Source organism: Pseudomonas sp. NPDC087185, from assembly GCF_044744955.1.
In the GTDB taxonomy this organism is placed as follows: domain Bacteria; phylum Pseudomonadota; class Gammaproteobacteria; order Pseudomonadales; family Pseudomonadaceae; genus Aquipseudomonas.
In genome coordinates, this window is sequence record NZ_JBIUZK010000003.1 from 717,186 (window position 1) to 733,695 (window position 16,510).

The 16,510-nt window shown below is 64.8% G+C and carries 14 protein-coding genes; 7 read left to right on the forward strand and 7 right to left on the reverse strand.

Annotated features, from left to right (window positions below; all coding sequences use genetic code 11):
• A complete protein-coding gene (locus ACIPIJ_RS13560) occupies positions 1–1,317 on the reverse strand; it encodes an MFS transporter (protein WP_401077257.1) in 1,317 nt (438 codons plus the stop codon).
• Positions 1,318–1,561: 244 nt separating this feature from the next.
• On the opposite strand from ACIPIJ_RS13560, the gene ACIPIJ_RS13565 reads away from it, so the two are divergent.
• Positions 1,562–2,431: a LysR substrate-binding domain-containing protein gene (locus tag ACIPIJ_RS13565; RefSeq protein ID WP_401077258.1), complete on the forward strand. Its 870-nt coding sequence runs from the start codon at positions 1,562–1,564 to the stop codon at positions 2,429–2,431.
• A 58-nt stretch (positions 2,432–2,489) separates the two neighbouring features.
• Positions 2,490–2,855 carry a DUF2784 domain-containing protein gene (locus ACIPIJ_RS13570; RefSeq protein ID WP_401077259.1) on the forward strand — a complete coding sequence of 122 codons (366 nt, stop codon included), beginning with the start codon at positions 2,490–2,492 and terminating at the stop codon, positions 2,853–2,855.
• Here ACIPIJ_RS13570 and tam read toward each other — a convergent pair.
• Positions 2,852–3,628, reverse strand: coding sequence for a trans-aconitate 2-methyltransferase (gene tam, locus ACIPIJ_RS13575; RefSeq protein ID WP_401077260.1), 777 nt, complete (start codon positions 3,626–3,628; stop codon positions 2,852–2,854). The genes ACIPIJ_RS13570 and tam overlap by 4 nt on opposite strands.
• A 96-nt stretch (positions 3,629–3,724) precedes the next feature.
• Here tam and ACIPIJ_RS13580 point away from each other — a divergent pair, with 96 nt between their 5' ends.
• Positions 3,725–3,904: a hypothetical protein gene (locus tag ACIPIJ_RS13580; RefSeq protein WP_401077572.1), complete on the forward strand. Its 180-nt coding sequence runs from the start codon at positions 3,725–3,727 to the stop codon at positions 3,902–3,904.
• Between the two features lie 3 nt (positions 3,905–3,907).
• Here ACIPIJ_RS13580 and ACIPIJ_RS13585 read toward each other — a convergent pair whose 3' ends face one another.
• Complete coding sequence (locus tag ACIPIJ_RS13585) at positions 3,908–5,317, reverse strand: amino acid permease (protein ID WP_401077262.1); 1,410 nt, start codon at positions 5,315–5,317, stop codon at positions 3,908–3,910.
• 327 nt (positions 5,318–5,644) lie between these two features.
• Here ACIPIJ_RS13585 and ACIPIJ_RS13590 point away from each other — a divergent pair, with 327 nt between their 5' ends.
• From ACIPIJ_RS13590 to ACIPIJ_RS13605, 4 genes are all read left to right on the forward strand, one after another.
• Positions 5,645–7,069, forward strand: coding sequence for a PLP-dependent aminotransferase family protein (locus tag ACIPIJ_RS13590; protein WP_401077263.1), 1,425 nt, complete (start codon positions 5,645–5,647; stop codon positions 7,067–7,069).
• Between the two features lie 893 nt (positions 7,070–7,962).
• Positions 7,963–8,655: a methyl-accepting chemotaxis protein gene (locus tag ACIPIJ_RS13595; protein ID WP_401077574.1), complete on the forward strand. Its 693-nt coding sequence runs from the start codon at positions 7,963–7,965 to the stop codon at positions 8,653–8,655.
• A gap of 74 nt (positions 8,656–8,729) precedes the next feature.
• The gene (locus ACIPIJ_RS13600; protein ID WP_401077576.1) at positions 8,730–9,479 is read left to right on the forward strand and encodes a response regulator; all 750 of its coding nucleotides are present in this window, start codon (positions 8,730–8,732) and stop codon (positions 9,477–9,479) included.
• A gap of 25 nt (positions 9,480–9,504) precedes the next feature.
• A complete protein-coding gene (locus tag ACIPIJ_RS13605) occupies positions 9,505–10,896 on the forward strand; it encodes an ATP-binding protein (RefSeq protein ID WP_401077578.1) in 1,392 nt (463 codons plus the stop codon).
• Here the strand turns inward: ACIPIJ_RS13605 and ACIPIJ_RS13610 are convergent.
• The 4 genes from ACIPIJ_RS13610 to ACIPIJ_RS13625 form a co-directional block, all read right to left on the reverse strand.
• Positions 10,880–12,835, reverse strand: coding sequence for a TonB-dependent receptor domain-containing protein (locus ACIPIJ_RS13610; protein ID WP_401077265.1), 1,956 nt, complete (start codon positions 12,833–12,835; stop codon positions 10,880–10,882). The genes ACIPIJ_RS13605 and ACIPIJ_RS13610 overlap by 17 nt on opposite strands.
• Positions 12,836–12,912: 77 nt before the next feature.
• A complete protein-coding gene (locus ACIPIJ_RS13615) occupies positions 12,913–13,935 on the reverse strand; it encodes a histone deacetylase family protein (RefSeq protein WP_401077266.1) in 1,023 nt (340 codons plus the stop codon).
• Positions 13,935–15,173, reverse strand: coding sequence for a Zn-dependent hydrolase (locus ACIPIJ_RS13620; protein ID WP_401077268.1), 1,239 nt, complete (start codon positions 15,171–15,173; stop codon positions 13,935–13,937). Before ACIPIJ_RS13620 ends, ACIPIJ_RS13615 begins: the two co-directional genes overlap by 1 nt.
• Positions 15,174–15,203: 30 nt before the next feature.
• The gene (locus tag ACIPIJ_RS13625; protein WP_401077270.1) at positions 15,204–16,508 is read right to left on the reverse strand and encodes an MFS transporter; all 1,305 of its coding nucleotides are present in this window, start codon (positions 16,506–16,508) and stop codon (positions 15,204–15,206) included.
• Positions 16,509–16,510: the final 2 nt, after the last annotated feature.

A 16,510-nucleotide genomic window follows, 5' to 3' on the forward strand; every position in this document is an offset into this window, starting at 1 on the left:
TTAGGTACGCAGTGGCTTGATCGCCATGCTGGTATTGGGTGCCACGTCATTGGCCTGGGCGGCGCTGGCCGGGCGGCTGTTCCAGTGCGGCAGCAGCACCAGGGCCGAAAACAGCGCGCAGCCGGCGAACACGATGAACACCGTGACGCTGTCGAAGTAGCCCGGCAGCAAACCACCCAGCACCGCGCCCACCGAACCGCAACCGTTGACGAAGCCGGCCGCCGTGGCACCGGCCTTGGCCGTGCCGAAGTCGATCGCCGCCGCGCCGCTGATCATCGAGTCCGGCCCATACAAGGTCAGGCCCATGACGAACAACAGGCCCACCACCATGACGATGCTGCCGCTGTGCATGGCGGCCATGAACAGTGCCAGCGTCACGGTCAGCAGCAGCAGGCTGATCACGCAGGCCGGCATGCGCCGGGCACCGAACAACTTGTCCGAGGCCAGGCCGATGATGATCGGGCCGAGCAGGCCGGCGAGTTCGAAGGCGGTGGGGATGATCGCCGCGCCAACCTTGCCCACCGAAGGCATCTGCTCGAAGACGATGACCGGCCCCCACAGCAGGATCGCGTAACGCGCCGGCTTGAGCAGGAAGTACGCCAGGCCCAGGGTCAGCACCGTACGGTTGCGCAGGATCTCGCGCAGCGGCGCCCACACACTGCACAGGTTTCCCGCCGGTGCCATGCTCTGCGGCTCGGGTTCGACCGCTGGCAGGCCGACGTCCTCGGGTTTGTTGCGTTGCAGAAAGAAGAACAGCACTGCCACCGCCGCGACCACCACGGCACTGGAGAAGAACGCCGCATGCCAGCTGCCGACCAGGGTGTACGCCCACCAGCCAGCGAACGGCGAGGCGACCAGGCCGCCGAAGGCGTAGCACGAGCTCCACAGGCCGAGTACCCGCCCACGCTGCGAAGCCGGGAAGAAACTACCGATGTTCTTGCACAGCCCAGCCCAGCCGGTGGACTGCGCCAGGCCCTGGATCAGCATGCAGGTGGCGAAGATCGGGAAGGTCGCGTAACTGCCCATCACCACCGCCGCCGCCGCCGAAATCAGCAACCCGCCGAGCACCACCACACGCGGCCCGAAGCGGTCCGCGAGCATGCCCCAGGTAAACTGGCCCACGGCATAGGCGGCCAGGTAGATGGCGTCGAGGTTGGCCATGGCGGCCTTGTCGAGCATGAAGGTCGGGTCTTCACCGATGCCAAGCTTGGCCACCGAGAAGGCTTTTCGGGTGAAGTAGAAGGCGGCGTAAGCCAGCCAGGTAATGGCGAAAATCTGGATGCGCCAGCGTTTCAACGCGGCTAGGGATTGGTTCATGTTGACTCTGACCTCTTGCTCAAGTGTGCCGGCAGATTGTTAAAAAACGCCTGTCTTGTTGTTGTGTTGCGCACTGCATGACGTGGGCTCGTCATTGGTCAGATGGCGCAAGGTGCGCGCCATGGCCCGTCCGCCGCTTGTGGCGGCGGCATTGGGTTGATCGGTATGGAAACAGCTGCTGACTGATAAATAAAATCGATTTATCGTATTACACACATAAGCCCAGCTTGTTACTGGAGTCGTCATGTCGGTGTCCCACGCTCAACTCAAGGCCTTTCACGCGGTGGCCGTGCACGGCAGCTTCACCCGCGCCGCAGAGAAGCTGTTTCTCACCCAGCCGGCGGTGTCCGACCAGGTGCGCAAACTGGAGGAACGCTTCGGTGTATTGCTGTTCCACCGCAACAAGCGCTCGGTGCAATTGACCGACCTGGGTGAACGCCTGCTGGGCATCAGCCAGCGCCTGTTCGCCTGCGAGGCCGAGGCCCACGAACTGCTGCACGACTCGCGCGCCCTGCACACTGGCAGCTTGGTGCTGGCAGTGGATGCGCCGGTGCACGTGTTGCCACAGATCGCGCGCTTCTGCCAGCGCTACCCGGGCGTCCAGGTCAAGGTTGAGACCGGTAACACCGATGAATCGCTGGCCCGCCTGTTCAGCTACCAGGCCGACCTGGCCCTGCTGGGGCGCGATGTCGACGATGAGCGGCTGTACTGTGTACCGCTTCGCCGCGACCCGATGGTGGCGTTCGTATCGCACAACCACCCGTGGGCCCGCCGTGACTCGATCAGCCTGGCCGACCTCGACGACACGCCGCTGGTATTGCGCGAACCAGGGTCGGTAACACGGCAAACGTTGGAAGAAGAGATGCAGCGCGCCGGGCTGCGAATTCGCCCGGCGATCCAGGTTGAAGGCCGGGAGGCGGCGCGTGAGGCGGTGGTGGTGGGCATAGGCGTGGGGGTGGTGTCAGCGGCCGAATTCGGCGCCGATGCGCGGGTGTGTGCGCTGCCGATCGTCGATTGCCAGCGGCACCTTACCGAGACCCTGGTGTGCCTGAGCGAGCAGCGCACGCGGCGGGTGGTGGCGACGTTCCTGCAAATGGTCCAGGAAGCCTTGTAGAGGTCAGTACTTGCAACACCTGTATGCTGGCAGTACCTCAACCTCGAATACATTTACCATGCTCTTGCGATTAGCTGCCGACAGCCTGGTGCTGCTGCACCTGGCCTTCATCCTGCTGGTGCTGTTCGGCGGCCTGCTGGTGCTCAAGTGGCGCCCCGCCCTGCTGATCCACCTCCCGGCCCTCGCCTGGGGGCTGGCAGTGGAGGGCCTGCACCTTGAGTGCCCGCTGACCGACTGGGAAAACCGCATGCGCTTCGCCGCGGGCGATGCCGGTTACCACGGCGGCTTCGTCGAGCACTACATCTGGCCGCTGATCTACCCGGCCGGGCTGACGCCGCAGATCCAATGGCTGTTGGGCACCATCGTGCTCTTGCTCAACCTCGGCATCTACGGCTACGTGATCTGGCGAAGGCGCCACACCTAGCGGGTAGCGACCACGAACAGCCGCGGGAAGGGCAGCAATACCTTGCCGTCGGTGGCCGCCGGGTAGTCATGCTGCATGGCCTGCAGGTACATCTGCAGGAAGTCCTCTTGTTCTTGCTCATCCAGCTTGGCCAGATAAGGCCGCAGGGCCGAACCCTTGAACCACTCCACCACGGCCTCGGCACCGCCCGGCAGCGGGTGGTGATAGGTGGTGCGCCACACATCCACCCGCGTGCACAACGGGCTCAGCAGGTCATAGTAGAACGCCGCGTTGTGCCGTGGCGGCAGGCTGAAGTCGGCGAACTTGTCGGCCCAGCGACCGCGGCTGGCGATCTCGCGCAGCTGCCGGTGGGCGGGCTCGTCGAGGTTGTCAGGGGTTTGCACTGCCAGGCTCGCCCCTTCGCTCAGCTGGCGCACCAGGTGCGGGTACAGCGAGCCGTGGTCGGGCACCCACTGCAACGAGGCATTGGCGAGGATCAGGTCCTGCGGTTGGGGCGCCTGCCAGTGGGCGATATCGGCGATCTCGCAGTGTACCCGGGGGATGCGCAGGCGTTGCCGGGCACGGGCCTTGTCGATCATGTCCGGGTCGCTGTCCAGTGCATTCACCTGGGCATCCGGGCAGCGCTGCAGCAGCACTTCGGTGGAGTTGCCCGGGCCGCAACCCAGGTCGGTGGCATGGCGCACGGGGCGCGGAGGTACGGCGGCGAGCAGGTCGCGCACCGCGCGCGTGCGCTCATCTTCGAACAGGGAGTACTGGGTGGCGGACCAAGCCATGGGGGCTCCTTTGGGCGGGCAAAGTGCCCATCATAATAGGCCATGTGCCTGCGAAGCGGATGGAACTGTCAGCCTATGCTTCAAGTCAGTCTCATTATGCGCATGCCCATGAAACCATTCCTGGCCTTCGCCCTCCTGGCGCTGATCGCCGCCGCCGCCCTCCTCGGCTCACCGTGGATGAACGGGCGCTTCCACATGCCCGCAGACAAAAAACCGGCCCAACAACGCGAAACGGCCGGGTCCCCCAGGGAGCCGGCCGTTTCGAACCACCACTAGCGCTTAGTGCCGCTTGGCGCTACGGATCTGGTGCACCACACCCATGGCCACCACGACGGCCGCGGCAATGCCGGTGGAGATCACCAGGATCTGGTAGTCAGGCATGAAGGCCATGGTCACCAACGCGGCGACGATGAAGGCGATTACCAGGTAGGTCAACCAGGGGAACAGCCACATCTTCAGGCGTACTTCCTTGCCCTCGGCGATCAGCTTGCGGCGCATGCGCAGCTGCGAGAAGGCGATCACCAGGTACACCAGCAGGGCGATCATGCCGGTGGTGTTCATCAGGGTATCGAGCACGTCTTTCGGGCGCAGGGTCTCGCTGAAGTTGATCAGCGCGCAGACCACGGCCACGGCGCACGAGCCGATGATCGCGTACACCGGCACGCCAGTGCCGGCGCGGGTGATCTTGAAGAACGACGGCGCATCGCCACGCTGGGCCAGGGAGAACAGCATGCGCGAAGCGGTGTAGTGGCCCGAGATCAGGCAACTGCTCACCGAGGTCAGCACCACGAAGTTCATCAGCAGCTCGGCGTACGGCACACCCAGCAGTTCCAGGGTACGACGGTAGGCGCCATAACCGGAGACGCCCAGTTGCGGGTCGTTCCACGGTACCAGGCAGACGATCAGGAAGATCGAGCCGACGTAGAACAGGCACACACGCCATACCACCGAGTTGGTGGCCTTGACGATCTGGGTGGCCGGGTCCTTGGCTTCGGACGCCGCGATGGTGACGATTTCGGCGCCGAGGAAGGCGAACATCACGCCCAGCAACGCACCGATCACCGTGGTGATGCCGTTGGGCATGAAGCCTTCGGCGGTCAGGTGGGTGATGCCGCGCACTTCACCGAACTGCCAGACGTTCATGACCGCAGCGGTACACACGATCAGGAAGCAGACGATCGCGATCACCTTGATCAGCGCGAACCAGAACTCGAACTCACCGTAGTGCTTGACGTTGAAGAAGTTCACAGTGATCAGTAACAGGGTCGTGGCCAGCACGAACACGTTGACGCTCACATCCGGGAAGAAACCATGCAGGATCTTGCCCGCCACATAGGCTTCCCAGGCCATGAGGATGACCCAGTACCACCAGTACAGCCAGCCGATGGTGAAACCGGCCCAACGGCCAATGGCGCGGTCGGCGTAAGTGGAGAACGAGCCGGTGTCGGGCGAGGACGTCGCCATTTCACCGAGCATGCGCATGATCAGTACCACCAGGATGCCGCCGGCGAGGTACGCCAGGACAGCAGCCGGGCCGGCGCTGTGGATCACGCTGCCGGAACCGACGAACAAGGCGCCGCCGATAACCCCGGCGATCGACATCATCGTCAGGTGGCGCGACTTGAGCGAGGCACTGAGTTTGCTCTCGTGCTCACCTTTCGCGGTGGTGGTTGTGGATGTTGCTCCCATCAGTTGTGTACCCCGTGCTTCTTTTTATCCAAGGAAATGCGTGAAACCATGATGGCGATCGGTTTCACCTGTACATCAGCGCTAATGCGGGCAGGAAGGTGTGCGCAAACACACGCAGGCCATCCATGGCGGCCTGCTTGCACACCCGAAGGTATGCCCTTCGGGCGAACTGAACATGCTTTATCTGGCGATATCTGACACCTAATGTAAAAATGTCCGACACATAGAGCCATGCACAGTGGCATGAATCTCGCACTGCACTGTACAGGCCGCCAATGCAATACACCCTGCAGGCGCCAGGCGTTACGCACCCCTCAAGGCCCCCGAATGCTTGAATTACATCCAGACTCCTCAACGCCGTTGGTCAACCAGATCATCGACGGGCTGCGCGAGCTGATCGACAACCAGACCCTCAAGCCGGGCGCCAAGGTCCCGTCGATCCGCGCGTTCGCCGCGACTTATTCGGTGAGCACCTTCACCGTGGTCGAGGCCTACGACCGCCTGGTGGCTCAGGGGCTGCTGGTGAGCAAGGGCAATGCCGGGTTCTTCGTCAACCGCGCGGTGGCGGAGTTGCTGGACACGCACACGGCCGAGGCCGATGCCAGTCGACCATCGTTCAACTCCGAATGGTACCTGCAGCAGATTTTCGAAACCCGCCAGCTGCCGTTCAAACCGGGTTGCGGCTGGCTGCCCAACGACTGGATGTACGAAGAGGGCCTGCGCCGCGGCCTGCGCCAGGTGGCCGGCAGCCCGCTGGAGCTGTCGGGCTATGGCGATCCCATGGGCCTGCCAGAGCTGCGCGCGCTGACCGCGCAAAACGTGCAGCAGGAACTGTCGATCGTCGCCAACACGGCCCAGCTGATGCTGACCCACGGCGCCAGCCAGGCCCTGGACCTTGCCGTGCGCACGCTGGTGCGCCCGGGTGACGTGGTGCTGGTGGACGACCCCGGCTACCCCAATCTGATGAGCATCCTGCGCACCCAGGGTGCCACGCTGATCGGCGTACCGCGCACCCCCAACGGCTACGACCTCAACCACCTCGAGCAACTGCTGGCACATCACCGCCCGACGGCCTTCTTCACCCAGCCGCACCTGCACAGCCCGACCTGTTCGCGTACGCCGCTGGCGCAGTTGCACCGCTTGCTGCAACTGGCCAGCCAACACGGCTTCCGGCTGGTGGAAAACAACCTGTATGCCGACATGGTCGCCGAGCCGCAGCCCTGCCTGGCCAGCCTCGACCACCTGCAGCAGGTGGTGTACGTGGGCAGCTACTCCAAGAGCATCTCGCCCAATGTGCGGGTCGGCTACCTGCTGGCCAACCCGGAACTGGCGCAGAAGCTCCTGCACCTGAAGATGCGCTCGGGCCTGACCACCTCTCAGGTGATGGAGCGCGTGGTGTACGCCGCGATCATCGACGGCCGCTGGCGCAAACACCTCAAGCGCCTGCGCCAACGCCTGGCCGAGGCGCATCAGGAGGTCGGCCGGCACCTGCACCGGCTGGGCTTCGAGCTGTTCATCGAGTCGGACGAAGGCATGTACATCTGGACCCGTCACCCGGCCATCCCGGACAGCGCGGCGCTGCTTGATGACGCGCTGGAAAAAGGCATCATGCTCGGGCCTGGGCAGTTGTTCATGGTCGATGCCAAACCGACCGGGTGGATGCGCTTCAATGTGGCGTTCAGTACGGACCCGGCGATGTGGGAGTTGCTGGAGAAGGTGCTGGTGAAGCATGTGCGCAGGGGCGCGATTTAGCGATACCCGCTGACCCTGCATCCATTTGCATGGATTGCCTGGAACAGTGATGGCAAACGGCTACGCTCTTCATGACCCCCATGGAGCGCCGCAGCATGCCCCTCTCCCCTCGCTTTTTCGAGCATTACCGCAAAGCCGACCGGATCATGCTGGGCCTTAACTGGCTGATGTTCCTCTTTTCATTGGCCCTGGGGTTCTGGCACGACACCTTCATCCAGGCCATTGCGGTCGGCGGCGGTACCTGCGGGGTATTGACGGTGCTGTACCGCGCCATGGGTGGCACACGGCCAATGCGCTGCTGCCTGGCATTCGGCCTGATGGTCATGGCGGCGCTGCACATCAACCAGGCCCAAGGGGTGATCGAATCGCACTTCGGCATCTTCGCCCTGCTGGCAGTGCTGACCTTCTACCGCGACTGGCTGCCGATTCTGGTAGCGGCGGTCACCATCGCGGTGCATCACGTGGGCTTCCATGTGCTGCAACACCAGGGCTTCCCCGTGTATGTCATGGCTCACCACGGTGGCTGGGCGATGGTCTTCGTGCATGCCTTCTACGTGGTCATGGAGACCATCGCCCTGCTCTACCTGGCCCGGCACAGCCGCGCCGATGCCGAAGAGAGCCAGGACATGCTGGACAAGATGCTCGCCACCACCTCGCAGTTCACCACCGATGCGGTCAACGAGGGCGCGGCACATGTGTCGCTGGCCCAGCGCTTCGACCGCTTCCTGACACAGATCACCGACCTGGTCGACGGTGTGGTCCGTGATTCCCAGGGGCTGGGTGAGCTGGGCCAGGAGCTGGCGAAAACCAGCAGTACGCTGGAAAAAGGCGCTCAGCATCAGTTGACCGAGATCGCCCAGGTGACTGGCTGCATGCGGCAGATGGGCGATGCCATGGGGCATATCGCCGTGCATGTCGAGCATGCCGCCGAACATGCCGGTCAGGCCAGCACGCAAGTCGGCCGCGGCCAGGACAGCGTCAACCGCGCGCAACAGGAAATCGTCCAGCTGGCATCGCGCCTGCAGGGCACCCACGACACGGTCGAGGCGCTGGCCGGGCAGGCCCAGCAGATCGGCACGGTCCTGGAAGTAATTAGCAGCATTGCCGACCAGACCAACCTGCTGGCGCTCAATGCCGCCATCGAGGCCGCCCGCGCAGGCGATCAGGGCCGCGGCTTTGCCGTGGTGGCCGACGAAGTGCGCAGCCTGGCAAAGCGCACGGCGGTTTCCACCCAGGAGATCCGGACCATCATCGAAGCCCTGCAACACGGCAGCCGGCAAGCGGTCGAGGCCATGCACCACAGCCGTGAAGGGGTGGCACGCTGTGTCGAAGACAGCCAGTTGGCGGCGGCGATGCTGCAGGCGGTAAGCAGCGATATCGCGCAGATCGATGCGCTCAACGGTCGGATCGTGAGCACGACCCGCGAACAGTCGGCGGTGAGCCTGGAGATAGCCGAGCGACTGCAGTCAGTGCAGGGCATCGCCCAGGGCACGGCGCAGGATGTGCAGACATTGGCCACCAGCAGCCGGCGGTTGCCACCGATTGCGACACGGCTGGATGCGCTGGGGCGGACGTTCCACCCCTGAGGCAGCTCTGCACAAAGGATACAAATGATAATGACTCGTAGTAATATCCCCCATTCATAGCCCTAGCCACCTTCATTGCCGCCCCGCCCATGCCCGCTCTAGCCCCCCGAGTGCTGGTGGTCGACGACCACCGCAAGATCCGCGAGCCGCTGGCCACCTACCTGCGCCGCCACACCTTCGACGTGCGCAGCGCCGGTGATGCCGCCGGCATGTGGCAATTGCTCAAGCAGCAAGCGTTCGACGTGGTGGTGCTGGACGTCATGCTGCCCGACGGTGACGGCTTCGACCTGTGCCAGCAACTGCACCGGCGCTGCAACCTGCCGGTGATCCTGCTGACCGCCCGCGACACCACCGCCGACCGCATCCGCGGCCTGGACCTGGGCGCCGACGACTACCTGACCAAGCCCTTCGAGCCTCGCGAACTGGTGGCGCGGCTGAACAGTGTGCTGCGCCGGCACCAGGCGACCCAGGCACGCCTGCAACCCGTCACGCCCCCAGAGAAGCCGCAGCGCTATCACTTCGCTGGTTGGCAGTTCTGCGCCAGCAGCGCCACCCTGAGCCGTGACGGCCTGCCGCCGACCCAGTTGAGCACCGCCGAGGGCAAGCTGTTGCACGTGCTGCTGCAGCATCCGCACACCGCGCTGACCCGCCAACGCCTGGTCGACCTGACTGCCGCCCACGACAGCGAGATCAGCGAGCGCGCCATCGACCGGCAGGTCAGCCGCCTGCGGCGCAAGCTGACCCATGACCCACAAGCGCCCGAACTGCTGCGCACGTTATGGGGCAGCGGTTACCTGCTGGCTGCGGACGTGGAGCATGCCTAGGCTCCAGCGCTTCTGGCCCAGGCGCCTGCTGCACCAGTTGAGCCTGCTGCTGTGCCTGGCGCTGCTGGCCTCGCACCTGATCGGCATCCTGCTGCTGCACCACCACGGTAGCCTGCTGCACCCGCTGTCACGCAACGCCAGCCTGGAGCGCCTGGCCACTGCCTACCATGCAGCGCGCGACTTGGCGCCCGAGCAGAGCGCGGCGTTACTGGCGTACATGGGCAACCGCGAAACACGCTTCTGGGTGGGCGCCCGGCCCGAAGTCGAGCCATTCGCGGCACGCGCCGAGGAACAGCGGCTGGCCAATGACCTGCGCGCGCGGCTTGGCCTGGCTGTCGAAAGCGGGCTGACCCTGCAACTGGAGCGGGTCAACGGCGCCGACGCCCGCAGCCACCTGCTCAGCCCCGCCGGCTGGGCGCCATTGCAACTGCGCAGCAGCCTGGCCTTGGGCAATGGCCTGTACCTCAATGCCCTCCAGCACCCCAGCGGCGCCTACCAATGGGGGAGCGTGCTGGCCTACAGCCTGCCAGTCACCACCTTGCCGGTGCTGCTTGTGGTGATCTTCTGCATCAGCCGGGTGGTGCGCCCGGTCAAGTCGCTGGCCCAGGCCACCGAGCGGGTCAGCCGCGGTGAATGGATCGCCCCGCTGCCCTTGGCCGGCCCTGCCGAAGCGCAGGAGCTGACCCATGCCTTCAACACCATGCAGGCCAACCTGGCGCGGCATGTGGAAGGCCGCACGCGCCTGCTGGCCGCAATCAGCCACGACCTCAACACGCCGCTGACCGAACTGCGCCTGCAGGTGGAACTGCTGGAGCCGGGCGAGGCGCGTGACGACATGCTGGAAAGCCTCGACGAGCTGTCGGCGATGGTCCGCGAAACCCTCGCGTTCGTGCGCAGCGATGCCGTGCAGGAAGCCACTTGCGTACGACACCTTGACGATTTGCTCGATGACCTTGGACGGCGCTACACCTTGCTGGGGCAGCCGTTGACCTGGGCCAGCGGTGCAGGTGCGCGCCTGCATTGCCGGCCCTTGGCGTTGAAGCGGGCATTGACCAATCTGATCGACAATGCGCTCAAGCATGGCGGCGCCACCCGGTTAAGTGCGCACGTCGAGGATGGCCTGATCGTGATTGAAATCCTCGACCAGGGGCCGGGGCTGCCCGACGCCTGGCTGGAGAAAGTGTTCGAGCCCTTTGTGCAACGGGTACAGGGGAGCGGCGGGTTAGGCCTGGGGTTGGCGATTGCGCGGGCGTGCATCCAGGCTCACGGCGGTGAACTGGTATTGGAGAATCGTCCGCCGGCGGGGTTGTGTGCGGTAGTCAGGTTGCCGGCTGCCAATGAACCTTCAGGGCTGCCTTGCAGCCCTTTCGCGACACAAGGGGCGCAAAACGCCCCAAGGTTCAAAAGTTGTAAGTAGCCCCCATCCACAATGTGCGCCCGTAGTTCACCGTGCCATAAGTCTCGTCATCCAGGCGCTTGTCGGTAATGTTGTTCAGCGAAGCATTGAGCGTGAGCGCATCGGTCACATCGAACGAGCCGCCAATGTCCGCCGTGGTATAGCCCGGTGCACGTTGGGCGGTGATGGTATTGCCGTACTCCTCGCCGTAGTAACTTGCAGCAGCCCAAGCCTGGGCACGGTCGCTCACGCGCCACTCGCCGCGCAAGTTGGCCTTCTGCTTCGGCGTCAAGGCCAGCGGCGCACCTGCATTCGCTCCGCTCTTCTGCTCCGAGTCGGTGTAGGTGTAGTTGGCCTTGACCCGCACATCAGCGCTGATATCCCACTGCCCGGTCAGCTCCACGCCGCGGATCACCGCCTTGTCGACGTTGACCCGGTCCATGACGATGTAGCCATTCCACAGGCGGTCGGTGGTGACGGTCGAGAGCTTGTCCTGGAAATCGTTGTAGAACAGCGTGGCACCCGCCTGCAGCTTGTCGCGGTTCGACCACAATGCCGAGACCTCGTAGTTGGTGCTGGTCTCCGGCTTAAGGTCTGGGTTACCCAGCATCACGAAACGGTTGCGGCGCAGGTAGGCATAGCCTTCAACCACGGCGCGCAGCTCTGGCGCCTTGAAACCACGTGCAATACCGCCCTTGAAGGTCCATTGATCGGTCGCGCGCCATACGCCGTACAGCCGTGGGCTGAAGTGATTACCGTACTGCTCGTGATCATCCAGGCGCAGGCCGGCGGTCAGCGCAAAGCTGTCGGTGACCGACCACTCGTTCTCGGCGAACACGGCTTTTTGCGTCACTTTGAACGTACGGTCAACCCGGTCGCCAAGCCCCTGGTTCCAGTCGGTGACCTGGCTTTCCTGCCACTGCGTACCGATGCTGGTGACGTTATGCGCGGTCGGGATCACCAGCTTGGCATCGAACACCCGGTTGCGGATTTCCGGCTTGCGCCCGTAGATGTCGGTCTGGTCGGGCGTGGCCTTGCCTTCACGGCTGGTGGTTTCCTGGTACAGCGCCAGATCAGAGGTGGCCCAGCCCCAGCGCCCCTGGTGCGACAACGACCAGTGATCGCGGTTGTTTTCCTGCTCACGGGTGGCCCAGTTGGCGCTCAGGCCATCGCCGTTTTTCAACCGCGTCGCACCCACCTCGACGAGGATGTCGTGGTCGATGGTCGGGGTGAAGGACAGGCGCGTGGTCAGGTCCTTGTGGTCGGCCTTGCTGTGGCCATTGGTCAGCGCCAGGTCGTCATCGGCCTGGCGGTTCAGGGCACGGCCCCAAACCTGCAGCCCAAGCAAGTCTTCTTTCAGCGGCCCGCCCAGGTAGAACGTGGTCTGCCCGGCATTGCCCTGGTCGCTGTGCTGGCGCAGCGAGTAGTCATAACCGATCGAACCGCCCCACTCCGGCGCCACCTTGCGCGTGATCACGTTGATCACACCGCCAATGGCATCGGAGCCATACAGCGACGACATCGGCCCGCGCACCACCTCGATACGTTCGATGGCAGCCGCTGGCGGCACGAAGCTCTGTTCGTAACCGGCATTGCCGTTGACCCGCGACTCGCGCGCGCTCTGGCGCTTGCCGTCGACCAGGATCAGCGTGTAGTCACCCGGCATGCCGCGGATGGAAATGTCGGTTTCGTTGGCGCCGCCGTTGACTGTCACCCCTTCCACATCACGCACCGCATCGCCCAGGTCGCGGTACGACTTGCGGCGCAGGTCCTCGCCTTCGATCACGGTGATCGAAGCTGGCGCATCTTCGACCTGTTGCGCGAAACCCGAGGCCGTGACGACCACCTCTTCCAGGGTCAGCGGTACCGGCTGAACAGGCGCGGTTTCGGCCTGCAATGGGCCGGCGAGGATGGCGGTGAGGGTGGAGGAGCAGCAGATGAGACGGCGTGTTGCGGACATGCAGGTGACCCTGTGGATTCGTTGTGAACGAGAATCCTAATCACCTGCACTAGGCAAACTGGGACAAAGTGTGACCGCTATCGCCAATCCGTCTTGCCAGCAAAAAACGCCCGCGCATTGGCTTCCAGGCTTTCCAGGTGATACCCCCCTTCCTGCACGATCACACACGGCAGGCGCAAGGCCCGAATCCGCTCACCCAACAGCGCAAAGCCTTCGGTGGTCACGGCCACCTTGCTCTGCGGGTCCAGTTCGTAGATATCGAACCCGAGCGACAGCACCAGCACCTCGGCGCCGAAGTCTTTCACCGCATCCAGGGCGATTTCCAGCTGGGCCAGGAAATCCGCCTCGCTGGCCCCATGGGCCATTGGCAGGTTGAGGTTGTAGCCCTCCCCCGCGCCGCTGCCGCGTTCATCCTCGAACCCGGCCACACCTGGGTAGAAATTGGTGGGGTCGCCATGGGTCGAGACGTACAGCACGTCGTTGCGGGCGTAGAAGATTTCCTGGATGCCCTGCCCGTGGTGCATGTCGGTGTCGAGGATCGCTACACGTCGGTAACGGCTACGCAGCGCCTGGGCCGCGACAGCGGCATTGTTGATGTAGCAGAAGCCGCCGGCGGCGTCGTAGCGCGCATGGTGCCCGGGTGGGCGGCACAGGGCGTAGGCCGCAGGCTCGCCGTCGAGGATGGCCTTGGCCGCAGCCAGCGCGCTCTGGGCCGACCAGTACGCCGAGTGCCAGGTGTGCTCGCCCACCGGGCAGCTGCCGTCGGCCAGGTAGCGGCCGGCTTGAGCAAGGATGCCGCGCAGGGCGTTGGGCTCACGCACAAAGATGTTCGACATGACTTCATCGCCCCAGTCTTCGGGTACTTCCTTCCAGCGTGCATGGGCTTCTTCGAGGAAGGCCAGGTAGGCTTCGCCATGCACCGCCGCGAGCGGGTCGAGGCCGGCATCGTCGGGCTGGCGAATGTCAAAGCCCAGGTTTTTGGCTGCCTGCAGCAGGCGCTGGGCACGCTCGGGGACTTCCTGCGGGGTGCGCATGGCGCCGCGCGAGTAGTAGCTGCGCGGGTGGTGCAACAGCTGTTCGGGGTGGAAGTAGCAACGCATCAGGTTTCTCCTTCTGCACGGCCGGCGCGGGCCAGCACGGCGTTGAGCAATACATCGACGCCCTGGCGGGCGTCTTCGGGCAACACATCTTCCGCCTCGTTGTGGCTCAGGCCACCGACGCAGGGGATGAACACCATGGCCGTCGGGCAATAGCGGGCCAACAGGATGGCGTCGTGGCCGGCGCCACTGACGATGGCTTGCTGGGCATAGCCCAGGCCGTCCACCGCCTGTTGCACGGCCGCCACGCACGCGGGGTCGAACGGGGTTGCGGGGCTAACCCAATGGCGCTCAATGCGCACCTTGAGGCCGCGCTGGGCGGCGATGGCCTGCAGTTTTTGGCCGAGATCGCGCTCCATGGCGTCGATGGCCTCGTCGCGGTGGTGACGCAGGTCGACGGTGAAGCGCAGTACGCCAGGGATGGTGTTGCGCGAGGACTTGGCAATCGACAGCTCGCCCACGGTGGTCAGGCCTTCGGGGGCAAAGTCGGCGGCCAGTTGCTCGACGGCCTGGATCATCCGTGCGGCGCCGTAGAGGGCGTCCTTGCGCAGCGGCATCGGCGTGGTGCCGGCGTGGGCTGCCATGCCTTCGACGGTCACGTCCAGCCAGCGGATGGCCTGGCCGCCCGTAACCACGCCGATGGCCTTGGCATTGTCTTCGAGGATCGGGCCTTGTTCGATGTGCGCCTCGAAATAGGCATCGACGTTGCCCCCCAGTGGGCGCTGGCCGGCGTAACCGGTGCGCTGCAGTTCAGCGGCCACGCTGACGCCTTCGGCATCGCGGATGGCCAGGGCCTGGTCCAGGGCCAGGGTGCCAGTGAACACCGCCGAGCCGAACATGGCCGGGGTGAAACGGGCGCCCTCCTCGTTGGTCCATACGGCGATTTCCAGCGGTTTGCGGGTCTGGATGCCCAGGTCGTCAAGGCGGCGCACCACTTCAAGGCCCGCCAGCACGCCATAGACGCCATCGAAGCGGCCGCCCTCGGGCTGGGTGTCGAGGTGGCTGCCCATCATCACCGGCGCGGCGCTCGGGTCGCTGCCGGCGCGGCGGGCGAACAGGTTGCCGATGGCATCCACGCTCAAGCTCAGGCCGGCCTCGCGGCACCAGTGGCTGAACAATTCACGGCCGGCCTTGTCCTCGTCGCTCAGGGCCAGGCGGCAGCTGCCGCCGCGGGCTGTGGCGCCGACTTCGGCCATGGCCATCAGGCTCGCCCACAGGCGTTCGCCATTGCTTTTCAACATGTGCGGGTACTCCAAAACAAAGCGGATCAATCAGGCCAGCTCAAGGCGCTGGCTATGGGCGTACTGGCGCGCCAGGGCGAGCACGCAAACCAGGGAAATGGTGGCGATCAGGGTGTAGAACACCGCCATCGGCCACCACTGGCCGGTAAAGGTATGGGCCAGCCAGGTGCCGATCAGGGGCGTCAGGCCACCGGCGATGGCGCCACACACTTGGTAGGCCATGGAGATCGCGGTGTAGCGCACACGGGTTTCGAACATGCCGCTGACGTAACCTGCTATCACCGCGTAGAACGAGGCCATGCACGCCGCCGCCAGGGCAATGCCGAGCACGATCAGCGGGCCTTGGCCCGAGCTGACCAGCACGAACATCGGGTACGGCGAGGCCATCGCCAGCACAGCGACCAGGGCCAGGAAGCGCGTGGCACCGATCTTTTCCGACAACCACGCGGCCAGCGGCTGCACGCAGAACTGGATGATCGCCACGAAGAACAGGCACTCCAGGATCAGCGAGCGCTCCAGGTGCAGCTGCTGTGTGGTGTAACTGATCATCAAGGTGTTGGTGAAATACACCCCGGCAATGCCCAAGGTATTGGCGCCGATGCACAGCAGCAGCGGGCGCCAGGCGGTGCGTAGCACTTCCAGTACCGGCGCCTGCTCCTTGCGCTGCGCCTTGGCCGCCTGCTCGCGGCTGGCGAGGAATTCGGGCGATTCGTTGACCCCCAGGCGAATCGCCAGGCCCACCAGCAGCAACAATGCGCTGGCCAGGAACGGCACGCGCCAGCCCCAGCTCATCAGGTCTTCCTCGGGCAGCCGGGTGACGGCGCCGAACGCCAGGAGGGACAGGATCAAGCCCGCCGGGCTGCCCAGCTGGGCGAACGAGGCAAAGAAGTTGCGCCGGCCCTTGGGCGCATGCTCTCCAGCCATCAGCACCGCCCCGCCCCATTCGCCGCCCACGGCAATGCCCTGGATAACACGCAGGATGATCAGCAGTACCGGCGCGGCAGCGCCCATCTGCGCATGGGTCGGCAACAAACCGATGCACACGGTGACGATACCCATCATCAACAGTGTGATGACCAGCGACTTCTTGCGGCCGATGCGATCGCCCACATGGCCAAAGACGATGCCACCCAACGGCCGGGCGAAGAAGCCCACGGCAAAGGTGCCGAACGCCGCCATGGTGCTGAACAGGCTGTTGTCGGAGGGGAAGAACAAGGGGCCGAACACCAGCGCGGCAGCGGTGGCGTAGATATAGAAGTCGTACCATTCGATCATGGTACCGATGAACGCGGCGGCGGCGGCACGGCGCGGCTGGGGCGAAGCGATGGGCTTCATGG